General features: G+C 45.3%; 18 protein-coding genes. 17 read left to right on the plus strand and 1 reads right to left on the minus strand.

Annotation, left to right across the window (positions count from 1 at the left end; all coding sequences use genetic code 11):
• From ACE04G_RS07530 to ACE04G_RS07610, 17 genes are all read left to right on the plus strand, one after another.
• Window positions 1-1844, plus strand: a 1844-nt coding sequence (locus ACE04G_RS07530; protein WP_486094324.1) for a dynamin family protein, incomplete at its 5' end; no start/stop codon positions are given.
• A gap of 324 nt (window positions 1845-2168) precedes the next feature.
• Complete coding sequence (locus ACE04G_RS07535) at window positions 2169-3941, plus strand: ABC transporter ATP-binding protein (RefSeq protein ID WP_221820398.1); 1773 nt, start codon at window positions 2169-2171, stop codon at window positions 3939-3941.
• On the plus strand, window positions 3938-5788 hold the full coding sequence (locus ACE04G_RS07540) for an ABC transporter ATP-binding protein (RefSeq protein WP_221820399.1): 1851 nt from the start codon (window positions 3938-3940) through the stop codon (window positions 5786-5788). The genes ACE04G_RS07535 and ACE04G_RS07540 overlap by 4 nt, the downstream gene beginning before the upstream one ends.
• A gap of 216 nt (window positions 5789-6004) precedes the next feature.
• Window positions 6005-7645 carry an AraC family transcriptional regulator gene (locus ACE04G_RS07545; protein WP_486094327.1) on the plus strand — a complete coding sequence of 547 codons (1641 nt, stop codon included), beginning with the start codon at window positions 6005-6007 and terminating at the stop codon, window positions 7643-7645.
• A gap of 132 nt (window positions 7646-7777) precedes the next feature.
• Entirely contained in the window at window positions 7778-8767 is a 990-nt protein-coding gene (locus tag ACE04G_RS07550; protein ID WP_449004010.1) for an ABC transporter substrate-binding protein, read from the plus strand.
• Between the two features lie 62 nt (window positions 8768-8829).
• On the plus strand, window positions 8830-9852 hold the full coding sequence (locus tag ACE04G_RS07555; RefSeq protein ID WP_339304765.1) for an NAD(P)/FAD-dependent oxidoreductase: 1023 nt from the start codon (window positions 8830-8832) through the stop codon (window positions 9850-9852).
• A gap of 256 nt (window positions 9853-10108) precedes the next feature.
• Window positions 10109-11296: a formate-dependent phosphoribosylglycinamide formyltransferase gene (gene purT / locus ACE04G_RS07560; protein ID WP_221820403.1), complete on the plus strand. Its 1188-nt coding sequence runs from the start codon at window positions 10109-10111 to the stop codon at window positions 11294-11296.
• Complete coding sequence (locus ACE04G_RS07565; RefSeq protein WP_036613284.1) at window positions 11286-11744, plus strand: GNAT family N-acetyltransferase; 459 nt, start codon at window positions 11286-11288, stop codon at window positions 11742-11744. Before purT ends, ACE04G_RS07565 begins: the two co-directional genes overlap by 11 nt.
• Before the next feature lie 316 nt (window positions 11745-12060).
• Window positions 12061-12858, plus strand: a complete 798-nt coding sequence (locus ACE04G_RS07570; RefSeq protein WP_221820404.1) for a CAP domain-containing protein — start codon at window positions 12061-12063, stop codon at window positions 12856-12858.
• 292 nt (window positions 12859-13150) lie between these two features.
• Window positions 13151-14023, plus strand: coding sequence for a GDSL-type esterase/lipase family protein (locus ACE04G_RS07575; protein ID WP_486094331.1), 873 nt, complete (start codon window positions 13151-13153; stop codon window positions 14021-14023).
• Window positions 14024-14989, plus strand: a complete 966-nt coding sequence (locus ACE04G_RS07580) for an ABC transporter ATP-binding protein (protein ID WP_449004012.1) — start codon at window positions 14024-14026, stop codon at window positions 14987-14989.
• On the plus strand, window positions 14982-15971 hold the full coding sequence (locus ACE04G_RS07585) for an ABC transporter permease (protein ID WP_036613298.1): 990 nt from the start codon (window positions 14982-14984) through the stop codon (window positions 15969-15971). Before ACE04G_RS07580 ends, ACE04G_RS07585 begins: the two co-directional genes overlap by 8 nt.
• A 76-nt stretch (window positions 15972-16047) precedes the next feature.
• Window positions 16048-18027, plus strand: coding sequence for a DNA topoisomerase IV subunit B (parE, locus tag ACE04G_RS07590; protein WP_221820406.1), 1980 nt, complete (start codon window positions 16048-16050; stop codon window positions 18025-18027).
• A gap of 12 nt (window positions 18028-18039) precedes the next feature.
• A complete protein-coding gene (gyrA, locus tag ACE04G_RS07595; RefSeq protein ID WP_339304761.1) occupies window positions 18040-20502 on the plus strand; it encodes a DNA gyrase subunit A in 2463 nt (820 codons plus the stop codon).
• Between the two features lie 228 nt (window positions 20503-20730).
• Complete coding sequence (locus ACE04G_RS07600; RefSeq protein WP_221820408.1) at window positions 20731-21171, plus strand: MarR family winged helix-turn-helix transcriptional regulator; 441 nt, start codon at window positions 20731-20733, stop codon at window positions 21169-21171.
• Window positions 21172-21446: 275 nt separating this feature from the next.
• The gene (locus tag ACE04G_RS07605; RefSeq protein ID WP_036613308.1) at window positions 21447-21893 is read left to right on the plus strand and encodes a MarR family winged helix-turn-helix transcriptional regulator; all 447 of its coding nucleotides are present in this window, start codon (window positions 21447-21449) and stop codon (window positions 21891-21893) included.
• Window positions 21890-23401 carry a DHA2 family efflux MFS transporter permease subunit gene (locus ACE04G_RS07610; RefSeq protein WP_405117797.1) on the plus strand — a complete coding sequence of 504 codons (1512 nt, stop codon included), beginning with the start codon at window positions 21890-21892 and terminating at the stop codon, window positions 23399-23401. The genes ACE04G_RS07605 and ACE04G_RS07610 overlap by 4 nt, the downstream gene beginning before the upstream one ends.
• Before the next feature lie 101 nt (window positions 23402-23502).
• Here ACE04G_RS07610 and ACE04G_RS07615 read toward each other — a convergent pair whose 3' ends face one another.
• Entirely contained in the window at window positions 23503-24831 is a 1329-nt protein-coding gene (locus ACE04G_RS07615; RefSeq protein ID WP_338539556.1) for an IS3 family transposase, read from the minus strand.
• Window positions 24832-24927 lie beyond the last annotated feature (96 nt).

The following is a 24927-nucleotide window of genomic DNA, read 5'->3' on the forward strand; positions in this document are numbered from 1 at the left end:
AAGCCGCTGCTGCGCTGGTAGAGCCGTACCCCGCCATGGGGTCGGCGGTACGGGATCTGCGTGCCCGCGCGGCTTCGCTTGCGGGTGGCACGTTCACTCTGGCGCTGTTCGGAGCATTCAGCGCCGGCAAATCCTCCTTCGCCAACGCGTTGCTGGGCGAAGCTGTACTACCCGTCTCGCCGCATCCAACAACAGCGGCGATTAACCGAATCATGGCTCCTGCCGGGGGCGCGGAGCATGGAACAGCCCGGGTCCGCATGAAGACCCGGGACGCCTTCCAGGAAGACCTCGCTTATTCCTTCCGTTTGCTCGGACTGGGTGAGCCTGGAGCGGAGTGGCAGAAGCGAGTACGTTCCCTCTCGCCACAGGATGTGCATCCGGCGGGGCGCCCGCATTACAGCTTTTTGCAGGCAGCGGCAGCCGGCTGGGAAGAAACAGCGGACCAGTTAGGTCAGGATGTGTTGGTGGATCTGGACGGTTATCGTAACTTTGTCGCAAACGAGAAGAAGTCCTGTTTTGTAGACAGTATCGATCTCTATTACAGTTGCGATGTGACTGAACAAGGCATTGTACTGGTAGACACACCAGGAGCGGACTCCGTGAATGCTCGTCATACGGGTGTAACCTTTAATTATATGAAGAATGCGGATGCACTCATTTTTGTAACGTATTACAACCATGCTTTCTCACAAGGAGATCGTCAGTTCCTGAATCAGTTGGGACGTGTTAAGGATAGTTCTGCCATGGATCAGATGTTCTTTGTTGTGAATGCCAGTGACCTGTCTTCCTCCGAGGAAGAACTGGAGCAGGTTCTCGATCATGTAAGCACCCAACTGCGCAGTAATGGAATTCGGGCACCGCGACTTTTCCCGGTATCCAGCATACTGGCGATGGAAGGCAAGATGGCAGGTGATTCGAAGTTGCTTGAGCAATCTGGTTTTATCCATTTTGAGGAAGAGTTCAACCAATTTGCAGGCAGAGAATTAGCCGATCTTGCTGTAGGTGGAGCTTCGGAAGAGATGGCACGTGTCATTCAGCGGCTGAAGAATCGTGCAGAAGATGCGGCTCAGGGTGAAGAAGTATTGCAGCAGCGGCGGGATGAACTAGGGACTATTCAGGGGCAGTCACGTCAGCGCATACAGCAACTTGCAGCAAGATCGATGAAGGAAGAACTGTCACAGGAAACAGCAGAATTACTCTTCCATGTGCGGCAGCGGCTTGCCTATCGCCTTGGTCTATTCATGGCAGAAGCATTCCATCCATCCGTACTTCGGGAGGATCGAGGCAATCTGAAGATGGCTTTTGCAGCCTGTGGACGTGAACTGTTACGCATGATTGCCATTGAACTGGAGCAGGAACTGCTTGCTACCACTCTCAGACTTGAACAGGCAGGTCAGACCTGGCTGATGAAGCAAGTTACGGAATGTATAGATGAGGTGAGACAGTTATCAGGGGGCGTGGATGTGTCACTGCCACTGAACGAACGCTGGACTACACCTGTGCTTGAAGAAGTACGTCTGGAAGAACCGTCTGGATGGAAAAGCTATTTGAATTATTTCCGCAATCCGAAACAGTTCTTCGAAGGGGATGGACGTCAGCGGTTACAGGAGGCACTTGATCCTGTCCTCAAACAGATGATCATTGAAGTTCTACCTGCTGCGCAAGACAAGCTGATTCAGTTTTACGACAACCAGCTCTGTCAATCATTGCAACACCAATCCCGTCAGTTGGAAGAGCGTCTGGACGAGGCGGTAAGTGGAATTCAAGATACACTGGAGAGCGGAATTCCGGCCGAGCAATGGACCAGCTTGTCTAACCAACTGGAACAGATTGAACGCAGTTAAAATCACGGCATGACGTGTATTCTCTGGAAGTCTTTGTAAAACAAAATGAATGATACAGCAACACATTGAAAATGTTGCGAAAATCAATCCAAAAAGGCCCCTGCCGAAAAGGCATATAGGGAGCCTTTTTTTGCTACGAACAACCTGAAATAAAGAGAATATTCAAACATTTGATTGAAAGGTGGGTATTTACCTTCGTTAATGCGTCAATAAGCTGAAAGCAGGCAGAATATGGTCTGTTATTCGCTTTGCCGCGAATGGGGTACGGTGATAAACTTCATAAATGTTCATAGTATTTTTGAACGACATAAGAGGAGGAGAAACATGGATGTTCTTAGGCAACTGCAAATCTTTTTTTGGGAAAAGCGAACGTATTTATTTGTATCAATCTTGTTCCTCGCCTTAGCGACCGCACTTGGGTTGGTGTATCCGTACATGCTGAGGATACTGATTGATGATATTATTGTTCCGCGAACTTTTGAAGACGTTCCCATCATTGCTTTGACTGTGTTAGGTGTAGTTATTTTGAAAGCGGGAATGCAGTTTTTACACGGTTTTTTTGGAGGACGCTTGGGTAACTTCCTGGCGTACAGACTTCGTAACGCATGTTACGAAAAGCTTCAATTTTTATCCTTCCGTTATTATGATACGGCCAAGACAGGTGATCTGATGTCCCGCCTCACGGGAGATTTGGAAGCCATCCGTAACTTTATCGGATTTGGTTTCGCCCAGATTCTCAACATGGTTTTGATGGTCGTGTTCGGCGCAATCATGATGATGACCATGAGTTGGCAGCTTACGCTGTTCACACTCATATGCATCCCATTACTTGCCTTCGTTGCGCTGAGATTCGAATCCAAAATTCACCCTGCATTTCAGGAGATGCGGCTGGCGCTCAGTTCACTGACGACAGCGGTACAGGAGAATATCACTGGAGTACGTACGGTAAAATCCTTTGCACGTGAGCCTTATGAAGTGGAGAAATTCTCCACACGCAATGAGCGTTACAAGACGAATCAGATTCATGCCGCAACATTGTGGAGTCGCTATTTTCCAATCATGGAGATTCTTGCTTCGGTGAGTATCGTTTTGTTGCTGATAATCGGTGGAAGAATGGTTATACAGAAGACGCTGACACTCGGTGAACTCGTTGCCTTTTTCAGTTTGATCTGGTACATAATCGGTCCAATGTGGAACCTTGGGTTCCATATCAACAACTATACGCAATCCAAAGCTTCAGGTGAACGGGTGCTCGAACTGCTCAATACGCCAGTGGATGTGGAAGAAACGCAAGATCCGGTCATTGTGGAGGCAGATCAGGTCAACGGCCATGTAACGTTTGAATCCGTTACCTTTGCCTACGGCAATAAAATGCCAGCGGTAACCGATATTAATTTTGATGCTGCACCCGGTTCTGTAATCGGTTTCCTCGGGGGAACAGGGTCAGGTAAATCGACCATTATTCAGCTCCTGATGCGTGCCTATAACGTGAACTCGGGAACGATCAAGCTGGATGGCAAAAACATCAAAGATATAGGTATCCGTAGTTTGCGGAGTCAGATCGCTTCTGTTTTCCAGGAAACATTCCTGTTCTCATCCAGCATTCGCAATAACATATCATACGGACTTAAGAACGTCACTATGGATGAAATTATCCGTGCAGCCAAGCTGGCCAAGGCTCATGACTTCATTATGGAGTTCCCGGACGGATATGACACGGTGGTTGGTGAACGCGGTATGGGATTATCGGGTGGACAGAAACAGCGGATTGCGATCGCAAGGGCTTTGCTGAAAAATCCGAAAATTCTGGTACTTGATGATGCAACCAGCGCCGTGGACATGGAGACGGAACATGAGATCCAATCCGGTTTCCAGGAAGTTATGCGCGGCAGAACAACATTTATTATTGCACACCGGATATCTTCACTACGACATGCAGATGAGATTCTGGTGCTCGATGAAGGTCGCGTGGTACAACGTGGCAAACATACCGAACTCATTGAAGTGCCTGGACCATATCAGGATGTTTATAAAATTCAATATGCAGATTATATTGCCCGCGGTAAGCGGGAGGCTGGGGAGCAGGTGAATTCATGAGTGCCGAAACGATAGCAGACAGGCGCGAGGCAAAAGTGGCCTCTGAGAAGAAACTGAATGAACGATTTGTGTATCAGGATGATGAAATTATTGAAAAACCGTTTAACTGGAAAGAGTTCGGACGTTTATTTGCATACATGAAACCTTATGCAAAACAATTGTTACCACTCGTTATTCTAATGATGATTTTGGGTACCATTACGAAATTGTCCGTACCTTTTCTAATCAGTCTGGCGATTGACCGGGCCATCGCACCGGCAACGGGGTTGCCAAGCATGACTATGCTGTATCTTATCGCAGGCTCCATATTTGTGTTATATCTCATTCAGTGGGCTGCCAATACGTACCGGATCAAATTGACAAACATTATCGGACAGCGTGTTATTTATGACCTTCGCTCGGATCTGTTCAAGCATATCCAGAAGCTGTCCTTTAACTTTTTTGACAAAAGACCGGCAGGATCCGTACTGGTACGTGTTACGAATGATATTAACTCCCTTCAGGATCTGTTCACGAACGGTGCAGTTAACGTCATGATCGACTGCGTACAGTTGCTCGGGATCATTGTGATCTTGCTGTTGATTAACTGGAAACTGGGCCTTGCCGTAATCATTACGGTGCCGATCATGTTTATCATCTCGACCAAACTGCGGGTGCTGATCCGCCGTGCCTGGCAGGATGTGCGCATGAAGAACTCTCGTATTAACTCCCACTTGAATGAATCCATTCAGGGGATTCGAGTGACTCAGGCTTATACTCAGGAAAAAGAGAACATGAAGTATTTTGACAACATGAACCTGTCCAGCAAAAAGTCATGGGATAGAGCATCAGCGATGAACCAGGGCTTCGGACCGCTGATTGAGATTACCGGCGGTTTTGGTACATTGATACTCTTCTGGTTTGGTGCCTATCTGATTCAACAGGATCAGTTGACCGTGGGATTACTTGTCGCTTTTGCCAACTATGTCGGCAACTTCTGGGACCCGATCAACCGTCTGGGACAAATGTACAATCAGTTGTTGGTTGCAATGGCGTCATCAGAGCGTATCTTCGAATTCATGGATGAAAAGCCAAGTATTGCGGATAAACCAGGTGCCAAGCCACTTCCTTCTATTAAAGGAGATATCGCATTCGAAAATGTGGTGTTCGAATACGAGAAGGGCAGACAGGCGCTGAAAGGGATCAGCTTCTCGGCGGCTGCGGGACAATCGATTGCACTGGTTGGTCATACGGGCTCAGGTAAAAGTACGATCATCAATCTGATCAGTCGTTTCTATGATATATCCGGCGGACGTCTCACCATTGACGGACAGGATGTGCGGGATGTAACGGTAGAGAGTTTACGGAGCCAGATCAGCATTGTATTACAGGATACTTTCATCTTCTCGGGTACGATTCGTGACAATATTCGATTTGGACGACTGGATGCAACAAATGAAGAGGTGGAGGACGCAGCCAAAGCAGTCAATGCACATGAGTTCATCATGAAGCTGCCTGGCGGATATGATACCGAAGTAGAGGAACGCGGGAACGTATTATCCATGGGACAACGACAACTGTTATCCTTTGCCCGTGCGCTGCTTGCTGATCCACGCATACTGATTCTGGATGAAGCTACAGCGAGTATTGATACAGAGACAGAGCTTAAAATCCAGGAAGCGTTGAAGGTGCTGTTGCAGGGAAGAACGTCCTTTATGGTTGCTCACCGTCTCTCAACCATCCGGAATGCAGATAACATTATCGTCCTGGATCATGGTGAAATTAAAGAAGAGGGCAACCATGAGCAGCTTATCCAAAAACAAGGCGTCTATAATGGATTAATAGAAGCTCAATACAGATTTTTGTGATGAAAATGAAAACTTCGGATGCTTGTGAAGCGTCTGAACATCTATGAACTTATAACACTCTGGTGTTCTATAGCCTGTTCTTTCAATAATAAGTGCATCTTATTCATTGAAGACAGGTTAGAGGATAGCCGGAGTGTTTTTTTTAAACGTTAGTGTGGTATGTTATATTTTTGAAGAATGAAATCAATACTATCGTTCATGGCTGGAGGGAGATCAATGCAGATGGACAACAACGAAATAAATTCAAAGCATTTGGATCACCTGGATCATATGAATTTTAGGCTCCTTCACGTGAATTATACGAGTGCCCCTGCGACGGAGTGGCTTTTGAGGAAACACTTCATTGAAACATACATGTTATTATTTGTAGCCAGTGGGCAAGGGTGGTTAAAGATAGATGGCAGTTTCATTGAATTAAAGGCGGGCGGACTGTACGTAGGTTTCCCGGGGCAACTGGTTGAGGCAAATGTGCATTCGTTGGATGAACGAGGTGTGTATCACATGAGTTTTGATGTCATGTACACATTGGAGCAGGATGGTGGGACAGCCCTTGAAATGATGAAGCAACTTTTACGTAATGAAGTGAATGGCGAGGTCAGCTCATCTTCACCCGTTGCTGTTGGTGTGATCTGTCAGATGATTTACCACCACACATTGAAGAAGGATGGTTTGCAAAGGTACTATGGTCAGATTCGTTTTCAGGAACTGCTGTATACCATGTTTTACGACGTGGCCTGTGCCGAAAAGACGGATCTGGCTTCACCAATTGAACATGTTAAAGGTTACATGGAGCAGAATTATTCGAAGAGATTAACCATTGAGGAACTAGCAAATGTGGCACGAATGAGCCCTCGACACTTCATGCGTTTATTCAAGAAAAGGTATGGTTACAGTCCTGTTGACTATTTAACTCTATATCGAATTAAACAAGCCCAGATCTTAATGAGAAATGATCACAGTTATCGACTCAAGGATGTGGCATCGTACGTGGGTTATCAGGATGAGACGTATTTCCGGCGTAAATTCAAGCAAATCTCTGGCATTCCACCAGCAGCGTTTATACGTAATAGCAAACAAAAAATTGCTGCGGTTCATTCTGTGAGCATTGGTATACTGCTTGCATTGCAGATTATTCCCTGTGCCGCGCCGGCAAGTCATCCGTGGACATACTATTACCGACGTAAATATGAAACGGACAAAGTTATGCCACTGGCAGAGAGTGAGACCACCTGGCTGGAACAGCTTCGATTAGTTAAACCTGATTATATTATTACTGTTGGGGCGGAGTCTGAGGATTTGCAAAGACAGCTTCATTCCATTGCTCCTGTGTGTGACCTCCCGTGGGAAAAAGGAGATTGGAGAGAACATTTGAGATATGTTGCAAGCTTTTTGAACAGGTCTGATATTGCAGAGGTATGGCTTCAAAGATATAAAGAGAAGGCAACGACCATAAAGGACCAGCTTGAGGATTTCATACGAAAAGACAGATTAGTTGTACTCAAAGTTTATGGTGAAGCGTTGCAGATGTTAGGCCCAAGGAGCATTGCTTCCGTTTTTTACGTTGATATGCAAATGGAGGGTCCCGAAGGAGTTGAGACTTATTGGGAACGGGGCACAGTAACCATTAGGGAGTTGTCTGTTCTCAACGTTGAAAGAATATTACTGATTGTGGGTGATGATGAGACATCCAGGCAGACATGGTCTGCTGTGCGTAAGTCTGAAGAATGGCTTGCGTTGTTAGCGGTACAGAATGGCAGAATGGATATGCTTTTGTCGAGCGTCCTGCTGGACTACACTGCGTTTACCCATGAGCTTATGTTGGATGAAATATTAAAGTTATGGCAAGATCGTCCATAGCAAAAAGTCTGAATAGTCAATATCATACCTGAACATATTTTAATATACTTACTCCTATATCGTAATGATAATGATAATTATTATTGATTAGACATTGTCATATATTAATGACCTATAGGGGGTACATAGAGAATGAGATTCAGATGGTTAACCGTAATATGCACAATGATCTTGATGCTCGTTATTTCGGCTTGTGGGGCAGCAGGCAAAGAAGCATCCTCGAGCGAGGGACAAGAAGCGGGTACCGCCAATTCTTCAACAACAGAAGCCAGTCAGGTGAAAAAAGTGAACACGGAAATGGGAGAAGTTGAAATTCCAGTGAACCCACAAAAAATAGTTGGTTTGTCCGTTGTATATCCAGAATTTTTATATTCACTTGGCATCGTACCCATTGCTGTACAGAACTACCATGAGGATTTTCCTTCTTACTTGCAAGAGCCATTTGCAAACACGATGAAAATGGGAATAGGAAGAACGCCTAACTTTGAAGCCCTCATGGAGGCAGCTCCGGATTTAATTATCGCTCCTGACTGGTGGTCCAAAAAGGACTATGATCAGCTTACTCTGATTGCACCTACCGTACTTTTGCCACAGCGTGATGATTGGCGCGATGAACTGCGGGATATGGCCAAAATTTTGGACAAAGAAGAACAGGCAGAAAAGGTGATTCAGGATTTGGTGGATAAGGAGAAGGTAGCTGCTGACAAATTGCACAAGCTGATTGGTGAGGAGACTGTTCTCTACATTAGAGTGATGGAAAAAGAAATCGTACTTCATGGGGAGAACCTTGACCGAGGGAACTTTGTCCACAAACGATTGGGAATGAATCCACTTCCTAATTTCCCGAAAGATCAAACTGCCATGTCCGTATCCTTGGAAGTACTGCCTGAATACGACGCAGATCATCTGATCGTTCAGCTGGATGATGAGACTAATCCGGAAATTAAAAAGAAATTTGAAGATATGTTATCTTCATCATTATGGAAAAATCTGAAAGCAGTCAAGCAGGACCACGTCTATATGGTGGGTGGCAAGGAATGGTTCAATCTGGGAATGTCTCCACTTGCCGATGGATATGTCATTGATGATATTGTTGCTACTTTTGAAGCAAAAAACAAATAAAGCAAACGGGTAAAGTGACATGTATCTAGAGTTCATAACTAAATTAACAAGGTGTGTTTAAAATGAATGAAGAAGATATCTATGATGTAACCATCATCGGAGGCGGCCCTGCTGGCATGTATGCGGCTTTTTATGCAGGGATGCGTGATATGAAAGTTAAAATCATCGAAGGTAAAGACCAGCTTGGTGGATTTCTGCACACCTATTCGGAAAAAACAATTTGGGATGTAGGCGGTCTACCGCCTATGAAATGTTCGAAGTTGATCGAGTGGCTTGTTCAGCAGGCAAATACATTTAATCCAACGGTTGTATTGAATTGCAAAGTGGAAAGGTTCACTCGACTGGATAACGGAATATGGAGTATGTATACCACTGGAGGGAAGATACATTATACGCGCACGATCATTGTTGCAGTGGGCCGCGGTATCGCAGAAATTCAAAAATTGAAGCTTCAAGAGCCAATGGAATGTGAGTATGAAAATCTTCATTATACCGTCCAAAATCCAGAACATTTTTCAGGGAAACGTGTGCTCATTTCAGGAGGAGGCAACAGTGCAGTAGATTGGGCAATTGAACTTGCTCAACTTGCTCGCAGTGTAGTTGTAATCCACCGGAATAATGAGTTTCGTGCAATGGAACGCAATGTTAGCGAGATGAACAATGTAACGGATGTCAGAACACCATATAGCATCACACGGCTTCATAATCATGGTGAACGTATCCATCAGGTTGTAATTACGCATATGGAGAGTCAGGACAATGTATTTTTAGATGTGGATGAAGTCGTCATTAGTCATGGGTATAAAAGCAATCTAAGTGATCTTGTCAGTTGTGGCTTAGCAATGGACGATGGAATGGTTCTAATGAGTCATCATGCACAGACGAGTCTGTCGGGTGTTTTTGCAGCAGGAGACTGTGCGACGCACGAAAGCAAAGTTAGACTCATTGCAGGAGCCTTCAATGATGCGATCGTGGCAGTTAATAGTGCGAAACAATATATGACGCCAGGTGCACCAAAGATGGCTTATGTTTCTTCCCATAATGAAATCTTTAGAGAAAAAAATCGACAAATCCCAAGTCTTTAAACTTGGGATTTGTTTGCGTATTTTGATTCGTTGGAGTATTAAAGTCTGCTCTGTTAACATTTCCTTAATTTTGGGAGGAATGGAAGGAGTATCGAATCCGAGAGCAGTAATTGTAAAATTTGATCGAAAAAACACAAAAAATCTTGTAAAATTCACAAGAAAAATAGGGAGCACTCTTGCAATCTTTAACCAAAACCCCGAAAATAGAGAGACAGACAGATATAGAAGATTTCTCTTTGGGAGGATTGGAAAGAACATGTGGGGTGCTCCTTTTACGGCTCAAGCCAAAAAAATGCTGCTACTAGGCAGTGGAGAATTGGGAAAAGAGGTCGTTATTGAGGCCCAACGACTGGGAGTAGAGACGATCGCTGTTGATCGTTATGAGAACGCACCTGCGATGCAGGTCGCGCACCGGTCTTACTGCATCGACATGCTGGATGCCGAAGCTTTGAAACAATTGATCCGTAAAGAAAAACCTCATTACATCGTACCTGAGATTGAAGCTATTGCAACAGAAGCTTTACTGGAGCTTGAGGAAGAGGGATTTTGTGTAGTACCTACTGCCCGAGCTGCACGTTTAACGATGGATCGCGAAGGCATCCGTCGGCTTGCAGCCGAACAATTGAAACTTCCGACAGCTGACTACCTTTTTGCGGACAACCTGGAACAACTTCAGGAAGCCGTACGTAAGCTTGGCACACCTTGTGTCATTAAACCATTGATGAGTTCTTCCGGCAAAGGGCAGAGTGTATGCCGAACACCGGACGACGTGGAGGATTGCTGGAATATTGCTCTTTCGGGGGCTCGTGGCAAATCCGTTCGTGTTATCGTGGAGAGCTTTGTGCAATTTGACAGTGAGATTACATTACTCACCGTTAGATCTGTATCAGGCACCGTATTTTGTCCTCCGATTGGTCATATTCAAAAGGATGGGGATTATGTCGAATCCTGGCAGCCTCATGCAATGACTCCTGAGCAATGGCAGCAAGCTTGTCATATTGCCAAATCCGTCACGGATGAACTTGGCGGGTATGGACTGTTTGGAGTGGAATTGTTCCTCACATCGGATGGGGTTGTGTTCAGCGAGGTATCTCCTCGTCCGCATGACACGGGTATGGTTACAATGGTGACGCAAGACAGTTCCGAGTTTGCGCTGCATGTACGTGCAATTCTTGGTTTTCCGGTCACAGGTGTACATCTGTTGACACCGGGAGCTTCAGCAACGCTGAAGGCTAATGATGAAACATCTGACTTTACTGTAGGCGGGATTGAAGAAGCACTGGCTCTTCCTCGTACTCAGATTCGTGTATTTGGCAAACCTGAGACCAAAGTAGGACGCCGAATGGCTGTAGCCTTAAGTGCTGGCCAAGATGTGGAAGAAGCTCGTAAAACAGCGGTGCAAGCCGCTAATATGCTGAAAGTGGAGGTAAATCATGTCCAATAATGTTGAGGCCCCTGTACTGATGATCCGAGAGTGTGAGCTGCGAGATGCTGAAGCGGTAACGGGACTGATGCGAGAGGTCAGCTATCCGACAACAACCAATGTCATGAAAGAACGTATTGAATGTTTGGAAACCAATCCAAACGCATGCATGCTTGTTGCCGAAGTGGATGAACAAATTATTGGTGTGATTGGCTTGCAATGTGTGCAAAGTCATGCCTATCCAGAACCTGCCGCACAAATTACTTCCCTGATTGTAGGTCAAGAACATCGTGGTGGTGGGATTGCCCGTCGTCTGATGGCTCGTGCCGAAGATTGGGGCAGACAGCAAGGTGGTAAACAACTGTTTGTCACGGGTGCAAACCGTGAAGTGACTTCAACAACGTACTCTTTTTATGAGCACATTGGTTTTCAGAAGAGAGGCTATCGGTTCAGTAAAGTTCTTCTATAGTATAAATAAAGTTTCTTCTATTGCATGGAAATTCTCATGATATCCTGATCTGCACATTCTGGTGTGGTGAATGATAAATAGATGGTGAAGCGACATTCGACTAGCTTTTTTAGTCCGAATGTCTTTTTTTTGTGGTTTCGTCAACGAGGGTAGAGCCTTACAGGATAAGCCTGCAGACAAATCTATAACATTCTAAAAAATGACAAAAAAGTTACTTTTCCATATTTTATAGGTTCACAATCTCCTGTTGAATTGATATACTGCTAGAGTATTAATTACAAATTTGTAATAACTAATCTTAAGGAGATGAATGAATTTGAAAAAGAAATGGATGAAAACTGTCGTAACGAGTAGTCTGACAGCCGTACTGGCCGTAGGGGTAATGCTTCCTGCTTCCGCTTCTGCTGCAGATTCAACATATAAGACTATCACAACGTACAAAATTACAAGTACAGACAGCTTGAAAGCTTATATTGAGAAATGGCTCAAACAAAATGGATACACCGTATCCGAGGGGCAAATTGTAGAGAAACCTGCTACGCAGCCTGATCAAACGACGAAACCTGCTGAGCCGACCACAAAACCAACTCAACCAACAACAAAACCTGCTGAGCCTACAACTAAGCCGGAGCAACCGACTAAACCAGCACAACCAGCGCAAGAAGAAAAACCGGCAACTACACCGGCAAAAGATCCTTCAAACACAGGTAACAATACAAGTAATAATGGTAGCGAAAGCACACAATCCGACTTTGCTACTCAAGTTGTAAAACTTGTGAACGCTGAGCGTGCTAAAGCAGGTCTGAACGCACTGACTTCAGATGCACTTCTGGACAAAGTAGCTGTTGCTAAAGTAAAAGATATGAGTAACAACAACTATTTTGATCACCAGTCACCTACGTATGGTTCTCCGTTTGATATGATGAAACAATTCGGAGTAACTTACAGCTATGCAGGTGAGAACATTGCCCAAGGACAAAAAACACCACAGGAAGTGGTTACAGCTTGGATGAATAGTGAAGGTCACCGCGCTAATATCCTGAGCAAAAACTTTACGCATATCGGTGTAGGTTTCTATAACGGATACTGGGCACAAGAGTTTATCGGTAAGTAATCGATTTATAATGAAGAAAGTATGATTTTCTTTTCCACAAGGTTATGCCAGTACACAGTTCATATCTGTGTATGGTATAACCTTTTTTCCGTAAAATGACATATAAAAAATGAATTCTGCGAATGCAGCGCCAAAGTTTGCAAATTAACGACAGAACATTTATGTTATTTAGGAATAGCATCATCAAGGCGTGTCTGAAAACTCCGAAGTAAGCGGATTTTCAGACACGCCTTAATGTAAAGTCATTATAAATTATAAAGCACCCGGATTGGTGTACATGAGCGGAGATGTGATGATGAAAAAGAAAAAAAGCCTTGATTCAGCACCATGGATCTGGAGAACTGTCAGTACAGTATCCATCTTGGCAACTTTGCTGTTGTTATTTGGATTTGGATACGCCATAAAAGATGTGATTTTCCCCGAGGGAGATTCCGCATTAACTACAGGCCAGGAGGCAACTGCTCCATCTAAGGATATCGAGGGGGAACCGGCGGTCGTGGAAGATGGCAAGATTCGGATGGCCGTCATCGGCGATTCTCTGGCAAGAGGCACGGGGGATGATAAAGGACTCGGTTTTGTGAGACGGGCAGGCAACCTGCTTAAAGATAAAGGATATGACGTTCAGGTTCTTAATAATCTGGGTGTAAACGGTTTGAGAACAGATGCTTTATTGGAAAAACTCGATGAGCAAGGTGTACGTTACGTCCTACAGCAGTCCAATTTTATTTTGCTCTCGATCGGCGCAAATGATTTGTTCCAGGGAGGACAAGTTCTCCAGGGGGAAGATCCGCCAACAGCAGAGCAGCTGGCAGCGGCTTTGCCAGAAACGTCAAAGCGCCTTCAAGAGATATTGAAGAAAGTCAAAGAAATTAATCCCGATGCACAGATTGCGTACATAGGGCTGTACAATCCATTTGGCGATGTGAAGGAACTCGAGAAGCCGGGTAATGCAGTGGTTGCTGCATGGAACGATGCTGCACTGGCTATTTTGAACAATGAGGACAAGATGACACTGGTCCCTACATTCGATTTATTTGAAAATCATCTGGGGGAGTATCTCTCGTCAGATCATTTCCATCCCAACGGACAAGGTTATGAGCAAATTGCAGTTCGGATTGCACAGGAATTCCAGGCAGATACAACGGCAGAAGGGAGCGGAAATTAAATGGCAGAGCAGCAGTATGATTCCGTCTTGTCTGTACAGCATCTGAAGAAACGGATTGGACGCAAATGGATCATTAAGGACGTTACATTTGACGTGAAACCTGGTGAAATCTTCGGATTTCTCGGTCCCAACGGTGCCGGTAAAACAACTACGATACGGATGCTGGTCGATCTGATCAAACCAACAGAAGGAAAAATTAAAGTCTGTGGTTATGATGTGAATCGGGACCCTGAGCGTGCTTTGAAGTATGTAGGCTCCATTGTTGAAAATCCGGAGGTATATACATATCTGACAGGGTGGGAGAACCTGGAGCATTTCGCTCGCATGCAACCAGGTGTGGACAATGAACGAATTCAGGAAGTTGTAGATATTGTGCGTCTGGATCAGCGGATTCACGATAAAGTCAGAACGTACTCATTGGGTATGCGTCAACGGCTCGGTATTGCACAAGCGCTGCTTGGGCGACCGCGTCTGCTTATTCTGGATGAACCGACAAATGGTCTTGATCCAAAAGGGATTAAGGAACTTCGTGTCTTTATTAAGCAACTTGCCAGTGAAGGTATGGCTGTATTTGTCAGCAGTCACTTGTTAAGTGAGATCCAGCTTCTCTGTGACAGAGTAGCCATTATCAGTGCTGGGCGTGTGCTTGCTGTTGGAGGTGTAAGCGAACTGATTGAAGATCATTCCAAGTTGGCCATATGGCATGTTTCACCACTGGAGCAAGGCAAAAAAATGTTGCAGGATGCAGGCATTGCTCTGGTAGGTCGACCTGCGGATGTGATGGATGATACCATTGTTGCGGGCCTTGGTCCCAACGCTGTGGTTGCCGAGATGCACGAAGATCGAATTCCTGATATGGTGCAACAGATGGTTCAAGCTGGTGTACAGGTTGAAGGGGTACAGCGGATTCAGCCTACGCTTGAACAACTATTCTTAAAAATGACAGAAGGTGAATCCATTGAGTAATATCATGCCGCTGATCCGCAATGAAACGATTAAGATGGTGAAGAAAAAACGGCTTTATATTATATTTATTGTACTTGCGGTCCTCGTACCGATGTTTACGTATGCCCAGATGAAATCTGCGGAGAATAATCGCGACAAGTTTGGCGGCGATTGGCGTCTTGAACTGCAACAGGCCATCACAGACAATCAAAATTCGCTCGGTAGCGATCGGGTACCTGAAGAGTACAAAAAATATAGAACAGTATATATCCAGCAGATGCAGTATTATCTTGAGAATGACATCAATCCCAAAGAACCGGGCGGTGTCACCTTTACGCGGGAGTTCATGAACAACGCGGTTGGATTGTTTATTCCACTGTTAATCATGGCTATTGCTTCAGATCTTGTTTCTGGTGAACGTACGACAGGGACGATTAAAATGCTTTTAACGCGTCCGGTTAGACGCTGGAAAGTGCTTCTGAGTAAATTAATTACGCTGATTATGTTTGTTTCGATCATAGTGGTATCAGCCTACATTATATGTTATGTCATATCGGGTGCGGTCTTTGGTTATAAAGGCTTCAACATGCCAATCTTCACAGGATTCAAAGTTGTGGGAACAGATGTCGATATGTCGGCAGTGCATGCTGTAGACCAGTGGCTTTATATGCTCATGCAGGCAGGACTGATCTGGTTTGTGAGTGTAATTGTGGCTATGCTTGCATTTATGGTATCTGTGCTTGTGCGCAGTACTGCTGCAAGTATTGTTATCATGATGGCCGCTTTGATTGCAGGAACAATTTTGACCAGTATGGCAGCGTCCTGGCAGACAGCGAAGTATTTGTTCATGGTTAACCTCGAACTTCCGAATTATTTGTCTGGCGGGTTACCTCCAATCGAGGGTATGAATTTAGGTTTTTCCCTTATTGTGCTTAGTGTTTGGGGCATTGCTTCACTCATTGTGTCATTCCTTGTCTTTACGAAACGGGATATCTTGAATTAAAATGGACAAGGATAAGAAAACATCTGTTTGCATTTTAGGCATTTTTTTAGTTGCAAGTTAAGAAGGGGGAGCATGAATGGTCGAGCAAATCGATATGTCGGCAGGTTCGACAGGCGGAGGACAGGGGTCTTCAGGCTACGACGCGGACGACATTCAAGTACTTGAAGGGTTGGTAGCGGTACGGAAACGGCCGGGGATGTATATCGGCAGCACCAGCACTTCAGGTTTACATCATTTGGTATGGGAAATTGTCGACAACGCTGTCGACGAACATCTCGCCAAATTCTGCTCCAAAATCGATATCACGCTGCATAAGGACGGTTCTATTACGGTTCAGGATAACGGAAGGGGAATTCCGACAGGTATACATAAAACAGGGATTCCTACTCCCCAGGTCGTGTTTACGATTTTGCACGCAGGCGGAAAGTTCGGTGGATCAGGATACAAAAAATCAGGCGGTTTGCACGGTGTAGGTGCGTCAGTTACAAACGCATTGTCCGAGTGGCTTGAAGTCGAGATTTTCCGTGATGGCAAGATTCATCGTCAGCGATTCGAGTATTGGAAGGACAAAAAAGGGATTGAACATGTCGGTGAACCGGTCTCCGGTCTCGAAGTGTTGGGCAATACCAATCGGACAGGTACAAAAGTTACATTTAAACCGGATATTCGGGTGTTCCAGAGCGGCATTCAATTCAATTATGATACATTGGCAGAACGTCTTCAGGAGATTGCTTTTCTGAATTCGGGTCTGAGAATTGTGCTCAAGGATGAACGTTCGGGCAATCAGGATGAATACATGTATGAAGGCGGAGCAAGCCAGTTTGTTGCTTTTCTTAACGAAAATAAAGATGTGTTGCATGATGTTATTCACTTCTATGCGGAGAAGGATGACATTGAAGTCGAAGTGGCAATCCAGTATAACGCGGGTTATACGGAAACACTGGCTTCGTTCGTGAACTCAATCCCTACTCGGGGCGGCGGTACTCATGAGACCGGATTCAGGGCTGCGTATACCCGTGTAATGAATGATTACGCGCGGCGTACCAGCATGATCAAGGAAAAAGATAAAAATCTCGAAGGTAATGACCTGCGTGAAGGTATGATGGCCGTCATCAGTGTCAAAATGTCAGATGTTGAGTTCGTAGGTCAGACCAAGGATCAGCTCGGCAGCGCTTCCGCTCGAAGTGCAGTGGATTCGGTCGTGTCCGAAAATATTCAGCGGTTCCTGGAAGAAAACCCGCAGGTAGCGCAAACGTTAATTCGCAAAGCGGTTCAAGCTTCCAGAGCCAGAGAAGCGGCTCGCAAAGCACGGGATGATATGCGTACAGGCAAAAAGCGCAGTGAAAGTTCCAACCTGAACGGCAAGCTGACGCCGGCGCAATCGAAGGATTTTACCCGAAATGAGTTATTTATTGTCGAAGGGGATTCCGCAGGTGGTTCTGCCAAACAGGGACGCGACTCGAAGATTCAGGCTATTTTGCCGCTCAAGGGAAAACCGCTCAATCCGGAAAAATCGAAGCTGGCAGATATTCTCAAAAATGAAGAATACCGCGCTATTACAGCGGCGATCGGGGCGGGCATTGGAACCGAATTTGCAGTTGAAGACAGCAATTATTCCAAAATTATCATTATGACCGATGCTGATACGGACGGTGCACATATACAGGTGCTGCTGTTGACCTTCTTTTATCGTTATATGAAGCCTTTAATTGATGCAGGCAAAGTATATATTGCTCAGCCGCCATTATACAAACTTACTCGTAAGTCTGGTAAGCTTGCGACAGTTCGATATGCATGGACGGATGAAGAGCTGGCTAATTACATGAAGGAATTCGGTAATAATGTTGAGCTTCAACGTTATAAAGGACTAGGTGAAATGAACCCGGATCAACTGTGGGAGACCACAATGAATCCGGAAACTCGTGCGATGCTGAAGGTACAGATTGTTGATGCAGCAAAAGCAGAACGTCGTGTATCTACGCTCATGGGTGATAAGGTTGATCCGCGAAAACGCTGGATTGTAGAGAACGTCGACTTTACAGAGTACGAAGAATAGAAGGTGCTTGGAATGAGTCCATCAGAACAATTTATGCCGGCCTTTCTCGAAGAGGTCGTTGGGGACCGTTTCGGTCGCTACTCCAAATATATTATTCAGGATCGAGCCATTCCGGATGTCCGGGATGGGTTGAAGCCAGTACAACGGCGTATTCTGTACGCCATGTACGATTCAGGTAATACGCCTGACAAGACTTACCGCAAGTCTGCCAAAACCGTTGGGGACGTAATGGGTAATTATCATCCACATGGTGACTCATCCATCTATGAGGGCATGGTGCGGATGGCTCAGCCATGGAAAATGGGCCATATGCTCGTGGACGGTCATGGTAACTGGGGATCACAGGATGATGACCCGGCAGCGGCGATGCGGTATACGGAGGCCCGTTTGTCGCCCATCGCGATGGAGATGCTTCGCGATATCGAGAAACGGACGGTTCTGTTTAAGGATAATTTTGATAATACGGCCAAAGAACCGGTTGTATTGCCATCCCGTTATCCGAACTTGCTGGTTAATGGCGTCAGCGGCATTTCCTCTGGATTTGCAACGGAGATTCCTCCACACAATTTGCGTGAAGTCATTGATGCTTCGATCGCTGTGATGGAGAAACCGTCGATTGAGCTGGACGAAATCATGATGTTTATGAAGGGTCCTGACTTTCCAACAGGTGGATTGATTATGGGCGGTGACGGCATTCTGGATGCCTATCGCACAGGTAAGGGACGGATCTATATCCGGTCCAAAACCGAGATTGAAAACATGCGCGGTGGCAAACAGCAGATCGTCATTACCGAGATTCCTTATCAGGTCGTAAAGTCTCGTCTCGTTACAGCGATGGAGAACATCCGACTTGAGAAGAAGGTTGAAGGTATCGCTGAAGTGCGTGATGAGAGTGGACGTGAAGGTCTGCGAATCGTGGTTGAGTTGAAAAAAGAAGCAGACGCACAAGGTATTTTGGCTTATTTGCTGAAGAAAACCGACCTGCAGGTCACCTATAATTTCAATATGGTTGCGATTGTGAATAAAGCACCTCATCAATTAGGGTTGAAATCGATCCTCGAGGCTTACATTGCCCATCAGCGTGAGGTTGTAACATTCCGTACCCGGTTTGAGCTGGAGAAGGCGCAAGACCGTGCGCATGTGCTCGAGGGCTTGGTAAAAGCACTTAACATCCTTGACGAGGTCATTGCGGCTATCAAAGCGTCGAAGAACCGTCAAGATGCTCAAAATAACCTGATGTGGATGTTTGGATTCACGGAACGCCAAGCGGATTCCATCCTTACGTTGCAATTGTACCGTTTGACGAATCTGGAGATCAATTCTCTGGAGAAGGAACTCGGTGAACTGATGAAAAAGATTGCACAACTACAATCCATTCTGGATAGTGACCGCAAGCTCATCGGAGTCATCCGCAAAGAATTGATGGAGATTCGCGATAAATACGGAATAGACCGTCGTTCTGCGATTCAGGGTGAAGTGGAAGAACTCAAGGTTAATCTCGAAGTACTTGTGAACGCGGAAGATGTATTTGTTACGTTATCCAAAGAAGGATACGTGAAACGTACAGGCATGCAGTCCTTTACACGTTCTGGTGGTGAACGGAGCGGAAGTGGTGTGAAAGACGGCGATTATATCGCTCAGGTTCTGGAAGTAAATACGCTTGAGAACTTGCTTGTCTTTACGAGGAAAGGTCAGTACTTCCTGTTACCTGTTCACCAGGTACCTGAATTCAAGTGGAAAGATCCAGGCACAGCCATTGTGAATGTCATTCCCCTTGCGAAAGATGACCGTATTGCAAGTGTGCTTGCTGTGAAATCCTTTGAAGAGCCAAATCACAGTCTGGTCTTCGTTACGCGAAGAGGACAGGTGAAACGAACGGAGCTGAAGGATTACGTTACCAAGCGTTCCGGTGCAGTTGCGGCTTGTAAAGTGGGCAAGGAGGATGAAGTGTTATCTGTACATCTAAGTACAGGTGGTCAAGATATTATGTTGATTACAAAAGAAGCTATGGCGATTCGTTTCCGAGAGGATGAGGTTAATCCAATGGGACGTGTATCCGGTGGTGTTCGTGGTATTCAGTTAAGAGATACAGATGAAGTTGTATCCGCTCTATGGGTAGAAGGAGATGAAGGTGAAGTTGCCGTGTTGTCCGATCTGGGATATGGTAAACGATCATTACTTCTGGATTACGCTATACAGAGCCGTGGAGGCAAGGGGCTTGCCACATTCGAGTTCAAAGAAGGCAAACGTGTGAAACCGAATGGTAGCCGTATTGCTGGAGCATTTTATTGCAAAGAGCAACGTAAGATCACTGTAATGACCAAAGAAGGCCAAGTGTTCCCGATCTCTTCGGAAGGTGTTCCGATTACAGAGCGCAAACATATTGGCAAGCTGATCGTTCATGTGGATAAACAGGACGAGATCGTTGAACTTCTAAGGGACTTCAATGAGAATCAACCAGCATCATCTTCATAAAAACAAACAAACGAGACTTTTCGCAGAACAGCTAATCCTGTCATGCGAGGAGTCTTTTTTTGTTGTTCGAAGGCGGATTAGAAGAGGGCATTCATGCGAAGTTTAACAACCTTCGTCGATTACGGTCGATCGCTAGGAAATTGAAAAAAGGCAGCAGGAATGCGGCTTTGGAGCGCGAAAACTTAAGCAGGTGAAGTGATAACCGGTTGCAGAGAGGAGCGATGGAAGATGTATAATTCCGATTTTGCCAAGTGCTGGTCCAGGTTGACCAAAGATTATAAATTGCATATGGATCAAGAGCTGGCACCCTCATTAACGGAGGCTCAGCTGGCTGTTCTGGAGGTACTTGAAGATCATCAGAAGATGAAACCTTCGGATCTGATTCCTTATCTGTCTACTACGCCAGCTGCTGTAACCATGCTGCTCGATCGAATGGAGAAGAATGATCTGATTCGCAGGAATCGGGATAATCAGGATCGACGCATTGTGTGGGTATCTCTGTCAGAGAAAGGAAGAATGGAAACAGAACGGGGAATCACCATCCGTAATGAATTCATGAACTCTGTTCTCAGTAACATTTCGATGCACAATCAACAATTGCTGGTATATCTGTTAGGCAAAATGACCTCACCCAAGACCAAAGAGCCTGCCTTATCTACTTCGGTATGATACCATGCTGATTCTTCTGAATAACCATAGGAGTGCCTGCTCGTTTCATGCAGGAACCCTATGGTTATTTTATTTACAAATTACATATGATACAGACTGTGTCCAGGTTAGTTGAGTAAAGGCATGGATGTAACACAGTTAGTATGTCCTAATATTATTTTTGTGAATTCATATGTAAAGAGTTGACTATGTAAATATTTTTGTTATAATAAATAATTGTTCCCCTGATATTTCGTGTACGAAATATTATATTCCAAAAGTAAAAGGGTGAATCAATGACTGATACGTATGAAGTATTCTATATTATTAATTCGTTCCGCCAAGTGAATCAAATGCTTTTTCGAGCATTTTGGAATGAAAACAAGGAGATCGAGCTGACTTCGATCCAGTTTATGGTGTTATCCATCCTGAGGGAGCGTCCTTCCATTGGCATCAACGAAGTGGCTGAGCTATGCCATATGGGCAGCAGTTCCATGAGCGCTGTTGTGGAGCGGCTCGTCAAAGGCGAGTATATCGTTCGGACACGTTCAGATGCTGACCGCCGATCCGTTAAGCTTCAGATTACGGATAAAGGGGAACAGGCCCAACAGGAAACGCACCATTTGTGGATGGAAAGAGTGTCACCCATTCTGGATATATCGAAGGAAGACCTTGAGCACCTACTTAGAATTCATAGTCAAATGATTGAAAAGTTAGAAGGAAGAGAGATGAACAACATATGAGTACGACTACTGCTGCAGCTCCATCCTCAGCGATGGACAACATCAAGAAAGGCCCGATTGTAGCGGCATTGTTAATTGGTGCCTTTGTGGCATTCCTGAACCAAACCCTGATGAACGTAGCACTTCCTAAAATCATGGAAGACCTCGCGATCAATGCAAACAAAGCCCAGTGGTTAACCACGGGTTACATGCTTGTGAACGGTGTACTGATTCCGGTTACGGCATATCTGATTGCCAAATTTTCAACGCGTCAAATTTTCATTACAGCCATGACTCTATTTACCATAGGTACATTAGTCTGTGGTCTTAGTCCAACCTTCACCATTCTGATGGTAGGTCGTGTCATTCAAGCGGCAGGTGCAGGTATTCTGATGCCTCTGATGACCGTTGTATTCCTGACCATCTTCCCGATTGAGAAACGCGGTCAGGCCATGGGAACCATGGGGATCGCGATGATTCTGGCTCCTGCGATTGGGCCTACACTTTCGGGTTATGTGGTTGAGCATTATTCCTGGAGATTGTTATTCTACATCATCTTGCCATTCTCTATTATTGCAACGGCAATTGGTATTGCTTTTGTTAAAAACGTAACACGTCAATCCAGACCCAAACTGGATTATCCAGGCGTTATTTTATCTACACTAGGTTTTGGTAGTTTGCTCTACGGATTCAGTGATGCAGGTACCGATGGATGGGGCAGTGCAATTGTCATTGGGTGCCTCGTTGTAGGTGCGATATCCCTGATTCTGTTCGTTATTCGTCAACTGACAACAGATCATCCGCTCCTTGAGTTCCGTATTTTCAAGTACAACATGTATACATTAACAACGATTATTAACATGCTCGTGACAATGGCGATGTTTGCAGGTATGATCCTGCTCCCTATTTTCCTGCAAAACATTCGTGGATTCTCACCGATTGAATCAGGACTTCTGATGATGCCGGGTGCGATATTGATGGGGATTATGTCCCCAATTACAGGTCGCATATTTGATAAAGTGGGCGCGCGCTGGCTTTCGGTTGCAGGTCTTGCCATTACGGCAATTACAACTTTTGGACTGAGTCGTCTGGCAATCGATACTACGTACGGCTACATGATGTTTATCTACACGGCTCGTATGTTCGGTATGTCGATGCTGATGATGCCGATCCAGACAGCAGGTCTGAATCAACTGCCTCAACGTCTGAACGCGCATGGTACAGCGATGTCCAACACATTGCGTACTGTTGCCGGTGCGATCGGTACAGCCGTTCTCGTAACCATCATGAGTAGCAAGCTCAAAACACATCTGGCGGATGCAGTGGCTGCTGGTCAAGTTGACCCTAGTGATAAGACAGCAATGATAGCTGCTACAGCAGATGCAACGATTTACGGTGTTAACTATGCATTCATCGTGGCTACAGGAATGACCGTGGTTGCTTTGATCATGGCGTTCTTTATTCGGAAAACAAAACCAGCTATTGAACCTGTTACTGTAGAACAGGAAAAAGCGACGGCTACAGCGTAACGAACATCAGATAAAAAAACAAAAAAAGAACTCTAGCAGTTGAAAAGGGGTTAATCTGGCCCCCGTGTCAAGGACACTAAAAAAAGAGTGGCATTAAAGATTTACGAGGCGAATAATAGATGATTCCTGTATTGAACAGGGGTCATCTTTTTTAATCCCCATTGATATCTGTGGTTGTTGTAATAGCGAATGTAACGATCGATTTCTTGCTTTAACTCTTGAAGGGAACGGCAACTACGATGATCGACATGGTCCTTCATGTGGCCGAAGAACGATTCTTGGGGAGCATTGTCCCAACAGTTCCCGCGTCTGGACATCGACTGGCCTAACCCATTCTTCTTTAACAACTCCTGATAGATGGGACTGGTATAATGGCTGCCCTGATCTGAGTGGATGAAAGCATCCTTTTGGAGCTTTAGACGTTTCTGTTTCTTGAGAGCGTCAACAGTATCCGTGGCAATGTCTAATGTCAGCCGATGGGATATATTGTGAGAGAGGACCTCACTTGTTGAGGCATCCAGTATGGTCGACAAATAGGCCATCCCGGATCGGCCGTATGGAAGGTACGTGATATCCGTAAGCAAGGCCAGACCCGGTATGCCCTTCTTGAAGTCCCTCTGCAGAGTATTGGGTAAGGTTCGGTGTTCCAGCGTAGCTTTGGCCATGCGTTTATAAGGGTTGATTTTTCTGTGCGGACATACGATGTTAAATTTCTTCATCAATCTACGGATTTTCTTTAGGTTATAGATGACACCAAACTCGTGCTCAAGAATCATCTTGATGGAGCGTGAGCCCTTCTTGTAACCCCTTCGTTCGAAAGCCTTCTTAATCAGCTTCCCTGCCTCAGCATCCGAACGGACCCGCTCTAAACGTAAATCTGCAGCTTGTAAGTAGCTGTAATACCCCGAACGAGATACGTTAAGCAATGAGCAGAGGTATCCCGTCATACGTTCCAAGCCTTGATCCACGGCTTCCTTTATGAGCTCGAACAACTTAATCTTGCTTAGGTTCATTCCCTTTGCTACCAGCAACCTTTCTTTCGTATCTAGCTTTTTTAGCAGTTCTACTTGAGATTCGAGTAGATGAATCCGTGCTTCTTGTTTTGCAATGATTTCTTCCTGCGATAACTCTCTATGTAAAGGGCGACCCGAGGCTTCTTTTCGGGAGTCAGACAACCCAATAATCCCTCCAAGGTCATAGGCTTTTTTCCAACGTCCGGCAGATTGTTCTACTCGTTTCATTCCAATTACGGTAACATCAAACCCATGAGTTTCAAAGATCTCTCTAGGTGTCTTTCCCATCATATATTCGTCAATGAATAACTGCTTAAATTCATCTGCATAGGTTATCGCTTTGTCGCTAACATTCCTTACATATCTGTTCTTTGATATCTGTTCACGTTCTTCTTCTGTGAATCGCTTCTTGCTCACGATGTAATCCCCTCCATTGCTTCTTCAGTATACAAAAAGGTACCCACAGTCCGCACACCTTTTTTCAAAGTGTCCAGTCTATGGGTACCAGTGTAG

This window comes from Paenibacillus sp. AGC31 (assembly GCF_057334655.1).